The following is a 6,750-nucleotide window of genomic DNA, read 5'->3' as shown; positions in this document are numbered from 1 at the left end:
GATATCTCGGCTCACTCGTCCAGACAATCAGTCCAGACGAGTGCACCAATTATCTTGTCAATGCAGGATACGCTTCAAACAAAACATGAAACGCTCTAACGTAAGGCTCTCCCGAACTCTTCCGGAAATCGCTCAGTTCTGCAGCGAGGCGCCGAGCAGGATGACGCCTGTGCAGATGACGAGTAGCGCGCCGAGAATTTCGATGCCGTTGCTCACCCAAACCGAAAGTCTCGAGCCCTTGCCGGTGAAGCGGACGGCGGTGCCTTTCGCGAAGACGGCGATGATGGCAAGCAGCGAGACGGTGAGCGCCGTGCCGATCGACATGGCCAGCACGGACAGCAGACCGCCGAGATAGAGCCCGTTCAGCATCGAAAAGGTCATGACCAGCAGTGCGCCCGAGCAGGGGCGCAGTCCGACGGCGGCGATGGCGGACCATGCCTCGCGGGCACTGAATTTTTCGTTCGACAACATCTTCGGATCGGGAAGATGGGCGTGGCCGCAGGTCTCGCAGTAAGCGCCGTCGCCGGTCGCATGGGCGGGATCATAGCATTGATAGCCGCCGGCAGCGGGCATAGTGGTGCTGCTGCGCGCAAAACCTCTTGCTGAATCCGTGCCTGTAGCTGCTCCCTCGAACAGCGAGAGGCTGATTGGCCCGGCCGATGTCGCAAGCTGCATTTCCTGACGCTGTGCCCGGCTCTGCATCATCGCCCGCAGCTTGCGGAACAAGAGCCAGCTGCCGAAGAGGATGACCATGACGAAGCTGGTGATCTCCATGGCGTTGGTCGCCATCGTCATGGTGATGCCGGAACCGCGCAGGACGAAGTAGGCGGCGCCGACGACAAGGACGGCGACGAGCCCCTGAATGAGCGCCGAGACGAAGGAAATCCCGATCCCGCGTTTCAGCTCGATCTCATTGGCGACCATGTAGGAGGAAATCACCGCCTTGCCGTGGCCGGGGCCGGCGGCATGGAAGATGCCATAGGCGAAGGAGAGGCCGATCAGCGTCCAGAGCTGCCATGGGTCCTGGCGCATGGCTTCGATGGACTTGGTGAGCGCACGATAGAAAGCCTGCTGCTCGTAGTTCACATAGAGGAAGATCGGCGCAAGCGGCCCGCCCATCGGCTGGAAACTCGGCTCGGCCGTGCCGATGCCGAGCGGCGAGCCAGCGGCATGGCCAAAACTGGCTGCCGCCAAAAGGGCGATAGCTACGGCTGGCACAAGCTTCCCTAACCTAGAAATCAGCATTGCACATCTATCCGCGTTGCGAAGAGCTTCGACATGGTCGTTCCCGTCGGATCGTTGAAGAAGGCATCCGTCAAGGTGGACTTGTTCTCGGCGATGACCTCATCCGGATTGGGCCGGACGACCTTATGTGTGCAGCTTTTGAAGGCGTCGCCCTCTGTCACCAATTCATTGTCGCTCGGGAAATCGATCGAGGTATAGAGCGTCGGGTCGTAGATACCGAAGCTCAGCGTGTTGCCCTTGGCGAGCGGCATCGGCTCGGCCGGCTTGACGGCGAAGAACATCAGCAGCTGGCCGTCGCGGAAGTCGACATTGATGACATCGGGCTTGTTCACCTTGATCACTTTGCCGTTGAGCGTCAGGTTCGCATAATAATCGTAGTCTGCCAGAGACTCGCGCACCGTCTTGCCAACCTCTTTCAGCTCGTCGGGATCGAGTTTCAGATTGGTGTTCTTGTCGAAATCCATGAGGACGGAGGAGGAGAACACTTCGTCGAACCGCCAGACATTGCGCAGTTCGTGCACATTGCCATCCGCGCCGGCCAGCACTTCCAGACGGGCTTCCACGAAAATATGCGGATGCGCCGATGCTGCGGCCGGCGCAAGCAACAGGCCGCCGGTGAGGGCAACAGCATAGGCGGTCGTGGATTTTCTCATGCGTCCGATAGATTTCGCGAGCATTGATTCACTTCGTTTTCTGGTCAGGAAATGAGACGGAATTGGGACCGGCCAGGCAACCTTGCCCGTTCAGCCGTTCTTGCGAAACCAGTTGTGCAGGTAGTCCACAAAGATACGCACCTTTGCCGGGAGGTAGCGGCGATGTGGATAGACGGCATAGATGCCGCGATCGGTTGGCAGATAATCGTTGAACAGTGTCAGCAGCTCTCCGTTTTCGATTGCCTTGCGGCCAATGAAATCCGGGATGATGGCGACGCCGAGATCGGCGAGAGCCGCGCGCAGAGTCGCATGCGGGCTGTTGACTTCGAGCGTGCCGTTGATGGCGACGTTGAAGGTGGTGCTGTCGGCATCCACGAAGCGGATATTGCCCTGCGAGCGGGTGTTGGTATCGATGATGAAGGGCACTTGCGCCAGATCGGTCGGATGCTCCAGCGTCGGATAGCGATCGAGGAACGCTTGCGTTGCACAGAGATGGATGCGGAAGTCGGAGATCTTGCGGGCGATCATGCCGGAGTCTTCGAGCTTAGTGATGCGCACGGCGACATCGAAGCCTTCCTCGATCAGGTCGACGAAACGGTCGTCGGCGGCGATTTCCAGCGAGAGATCGGGATTCTCCTTGGCGAAGTCGATCAGCGATTGTCCGACATCGGCGTCGACGAAGGTGCGCGGTACGGAAACACGCAGCCGACCTTTGAGCTGCTGATTGTTCTCACGCACGAGGTCGGCGAGATTGTCGATCTCCTTCAGGATATCGGAGGCGGTACGATAATAGGTATGGCCGGCCTCCGTCATGGAGAACTGGCGCGTGGTGCGGTTCAGGAGCAGCGCGCCCAGCTCGTCTTCCAGTTCGCGGACATATTTCGACAGCAGCGCCTTGGAGCGGCCGGTCTTGCGGGCAGCTGCCGAAAATCCCTCGGCTTCGACCACGTCGATAAAGGCGCGAATCCGGGTCAAAGTATCCATGGCGAAGCCTCCCGTTAACTGTTTCTGGATGTTGAACAAAACGGGCCGATTTGTTCAATTATTTTTTTCGGGCATGGCTGAAAAAATTTCTTGATTATTACGGCGAATATTCCTATTTCCCGATCAGCCCAAAGTCGCACGTGCCCGTGGGTGTCCGCCGATCCTCGATGTGGTGAGAAAATCGGTAAGGTACCTGGAACTAACCCCTCCAGTCGCTATTTCGGCCAACCGAAAAATGCGAGGACATCTGAAGCAACGACGGTGCGGGCCTTTTTGTTCTCTCCCGGCTTTCCATCAGCCGGGGATACTGAAGAGGCACACCTTCATTGCCGGAAGTGCGGTTGGGATATTCCCTCCAATCCATGGCAGACAAAGCGAATTAGCGCCGCTTGCGGCACTGGTTCATCATCCGCGCTTCGCGCATTTGCACGGTACCGGGGTCTCCACCGGCTGGTTCCTGAGCGAGTGAGCGTCGCCCTTTGTCCTCTGGGTTTTCCCCGGAGCCTTTGGAATTGAAAGGGAATTGACATGACCACGCAACGTATTCGCGATTTCCTCGCTACCCGACGTCCGGACGGTCCTTGCCTGGTGGTCGATCTCGATGTCGTCCGCGACAATTTTCACGCCTTCCGTCATGCCATGCCGGACAGCGCCATCTATTATGCCGTCAAGGCCAACCCGGCTCCGGAAGTGCTGCGTCTGCTCGCAAGCCTCGGCTCCAACTTCGATTGCGCGTCCGTCGCCGAAATCGAAATGGCGCTCGATGCCGGCGCGACCGCACAGCGTATCTCCTACGGCAACACCATCAAGAAGGAGCGCGATATCGCCCGTGCGCATGCACTTGGTATCAACCTCTTCGCCGTCGACAGCCACGAGGAAGTCGAGAAGATTTCCCGTGCCGCGCCCGGCGCCCGCGTGTTTTGCCGCGTCCTGACCGATGGCGAAGGTGCGGAATGGCCGCTGTCGCGCAAGTTCGGCTGCGTCCCGCAGATGGCCGTCGACGTTCTCGTCTACGCGCATCAGCTGGGTCTGGAATCCTACGGCGTGTCTTTCCACGTCGGCTCGCAGATGACTAAGGTCGATGCCTGGGACGATGCTCTTGCCGATGCCAAGCGCGTCTTCGTCTCGCTCGCCAAGCAGGGCATCCACCTGCAGATGGTCAACATGGGCGGCGGTTTCCCGACCAAGTACCTGCGCGACGTTCCCTCGGCCGAAGCCTATGGCAAGGCGATCTTTGCATCTCTCCGCGCCCATTTCGGCAACCAGATCCCGCACACGATCATCGAGCCGGGCCGCGGCATGGTCGGCAATGCCGGCGTGATCAAGGCTGAAGTCGTCCTGATTTCGAAGAAGTCGGACAACGACGCCGCTCGCTGGGTCTTCCTCGACATCGGCAAGTTCGGCGGTCTGGCCGAAACCATGGACGAGGCGATCCGCTACCCGATCCGCACGACGCGCGACGGCGACGAGATGGAGCCATGCGTGATCGCCGGCCCGACCTGCGATTCGGCCGACGTGCTCTATGAGAAGAACCTCTATCCGCTGCCGGTGTCGCTCACCATCGGCGACGAGGTCCTGATCGAAGGCACCGGCGCCTACACCACGACCTACTCGGCTGTGGCGTTCAACGGTTTCGATCCTCTGAAGGCTTACATTATCTAAGGCATGTATCCCGAAAAGTGCGAAGCGGTTTTCGGATCAGATCATGCCAAGGAAAAATCTCAGCGCCGGCTGAGTCCGATATCGCCGCTCCCGTAGCCAGCCGGGGCGGCACCCTCACAATAGTTCGTCACCACCGCTGATAACGGTATTGGGCACGGGAGGCCAAGATGGCCGCTGTTCTTGATTCTGTCCGCGCATTCTTTGCGCCGTCCACATTTACTCTCGACCTGGAAAATGCAGGCGATGTCGTTGCGCGCGAAAACCTGCTGGATCGCGCCATGGGTCCCGACCGCCGCAAGAAGTCGTCGGAAAAGCTGCGCCAGGGCCGTGTTCCGGCCGAGGGCTTGGCACTGGTCGCGCGTGATCGCGCCGGCCATGTCATCGGCACGGTCCGCCTCTGGAACGTCGAAGCCGGTGTCGATCGCGAAACGCGTCCGGTCGACGCGCTGCTGCTCGGTCCGCTGGCGATCGATCCCGCCTATGAAGGCAAGGGCATCGGCTCGGCGCTGATGCGCGCCGCCATCCTGGAAGCCAAAAAGCGCGGTCATGGCGCGATCCTGCTCGTCGGCGATGCGCCTTACTACGAGCGTTTCGGCTTCTTTGCCGCAAAGACGCGCCACCTTGTCATGCCGGGCCCATTTCAGCGGGATCGTTTCCTGGCTCTCGAGCTTAAGGATGGCTGGCTCGACAGTGCTGCCGGCCTGATTGTCGCCAGCGGCCGCAAACTGGCCCAGCCGCCGATAGCAAAGGCTGCATAAAGCGCCCGAACATCCCAAAGTATCATAAGGCTTCCGCCCGTCCGGACGGAGGCCTTTTATTTGGCTGCCTTCACACTGTCCCTTACCGGATCGTATCCATCCGTCAGCGTTTTCAGGAAAGCGACGACATCGGCGATCTCGGTGTCGCTGAGCGCCGGGGTATCGCCGGGCTTGCGGTTCATCGGCGCGTCGATGACGTCGATGTTGGCCTGATACTGCGCCGGCAGGTCATCATATTTCAGCACCTTGCCGCTTGCATCCTTCGGATAGATTTCCGCCGGATTGGTATCGCGCTTGACGTAGAAGCGGGTGATATCCTCCAGTGTGCGGTAGACGCCATTGTGGAAGAAAACGTGACGGGTAGCGACATTGCGCAACGTCGGCGTTTTGAACAGCCCGCAATTCTGCTGCTGGGCGGAATAGGTGTCGTTGCGCAGCGGTCCGCAAATGCCGGTGTCGTAGTAATGCGCATCGGCATTGGCTGGAATGGCCGGATTGCGCGGTGCGCCGAGCGCCTCGAACTCGAAATCGGTGAAGTTCGGCATTTGCCCATCGCCGGTCATCTTGTCGAGGTGGCAGGAGGCGCAATTGCCCTTGTTCGCATCGTCGAACAGTTTCAGACCCCGCGCTTCCGCATCCGTCAGCACTGCCTTGCCGCGCAGATAGTAATCGTACTTGCTGGTATAGGGATGGAAGGAGTTTTCCTCCATCTGATAGCGGGCGAGCGCGAAGCTGATCTCGGAGATCGTCATGTCCTGATCGTTGAGGATATTGTCGCCGAAGAGCGCCGAAATCTCCTTGCCGTAACTCTCTTTTAGCTTGGCATAGATGGTGGCCGCATCGGCATTCGCCATTTCGAAGGGCGAGATCATCGGCTGCAGGGCCTGTTCCTCCAGCGAATCGACGCGCCCATCCCAGAACATGCCGCCCTGCGGCACGAGGTTTACTGCGGCTGCCGCTTCGGCCTTGACGACCGCTTGGGCGGTCAGCGGGCCGGTGACGGCGGCGGGGGCATTGGCGAGAGCCACACCCGATGCTTCGGTCATCGGCGAGGCTTCCGCCGCTTCGTCGGCAGCGCTCTCTTCTCCGATCGAGAAGGAAGGCGTCGACATTTTGTAGGCGAGGCTCGGCACCGCGCGAATGCCCGGCCGATCGAGATGCGGGCCACCGAGCTGGACGGCGAGGCCATTGGCCGGCGCATAGTGGTTGGCCGGATCATGGCAGGTGGCGCAGGATATCTCGCCGCCGCCGGAGAGCGACTGATCGAAGAACAATCGTTTGCCGAGCTGGGCCACCGCGCTCAGCGGTACCCGGTCATCATAGCCATCAGTTGTCGAAGCACTGGCGGCCGGTTCGTTTGCCATGCCGACAGCCGCACCCGCGAGCGAGAGGCCCGCGAGCGCGAGGAGCGACAGGAGACGGCGGTAGGTCAGGGGCATTTCCGTCTC

At 60.1% G+C, this 6,750-nt stretch carries 6 protein-coding genes; 2 read left to right on the top strand and 4 right to left on the bottom strand.

Going from position 1 to position 6,750, the window contains the following annotated elements; genetic code table 11:
- Positions 1-132: 132 nt before the first annotated feature.
- The 3 genes from PH562_RS11265 to PH562_RS11255 all read right to left on the bottom strand — a co-directional run bounded on the left by PH562_RS11265 (position 133) and on the right by PH562_RS11255 (position 2,882).
- On the bottom strand, positions 133-1,245 hold the full coding sequence (locus tag PH562_RS11265) for a nickel/cobalt transporter (protein WP_285173037.1): 1,113 nt from the start codon (positions 1,243-1,245) through the stop codon (positions 133-135).
- Positions 1,239-1,898 carry a DUF1007 family protein gene (locus tag PH562_RS11260; RefSeq protein WP_165915217.1) on the bottom strand — a complete coding sequence of 220 codons (660 nt, stop codon included), beginning with the start codon at positions 1,896-1,898 and terminating at the stop codon, positions 1,239-1,241. Before PH562_RS11260 ends, PH562_RS11265 begins: the two co-directional genes overlap by 7 nt.
- Before the next feature lie 90 nt (positions 1,899-1,988).
- Positions 1,989-2,882, bottom strand: a complete 894-nt coding sequence (locus PH562_RS11255; protein ID WP_285173036.1) for a LysR family transcriptional regulator — start codon at positions 2,880-2,882, stop codon at positions 1,989-1,991.
- A 528-nt stretch (positions 2,883-3,410) separates the two neighbouring features.
- Here PH562_RS11255 and odc2 point away from each other — a divergent pair.
- Entirely contained in the window at positions 3,411-4,544 is a 1,134-nt protein-coding gene (gene odc2 / locus PH562_RS11250; RefSeq protein WP_015341148.1) for an ornithine/lysine decarboxylase, read from the top strand.
- A gap of 167 nt (positions 4,545-4,711) precedes the next feature.
- A complete protein-coding gene (locus PH562_RS11245) occupies positions 4,712-5,302 on the top strand; it encodes a GNAT family N-acetyltransferase (RefSeq protein ID WP_285173033.1) in 591 nt (196 codons plus the stop codon).
- Between the two features lie 56 nt (positions 5,303-5,358).
- On the opposite strand, the gene PH562_RS11240 is transcribed toward PH562_RS11245, so the two are convergent.
- Positions 5,359-6,741, bottom strand: coding sequence for a cytochrome-c peroxidase (locus tag PH562_RS11240; RefSeq protein WP_285173032.1), 1,383 nt, complete (start codon positions 6,739-6,741; stop codon positions 5,359-5,361).
- Positions 6,742-6,750 lie beyond the last annotated feature (9 nt).

This window comes from Rhizobium centroccidentale (assembly GCF_030182565.1).
Taxonomy (GTDB): Bacteria; Pseudomonadota; Alphaproteobacteria; order Rhizobiales; family Rhizobiaceae; genus Rhizobium.
The sequence above is the reverse complement of the archived record's forward strand: the minus strand, read 5'-3'. Positions and strand labels throughout refer to the sequence as shown.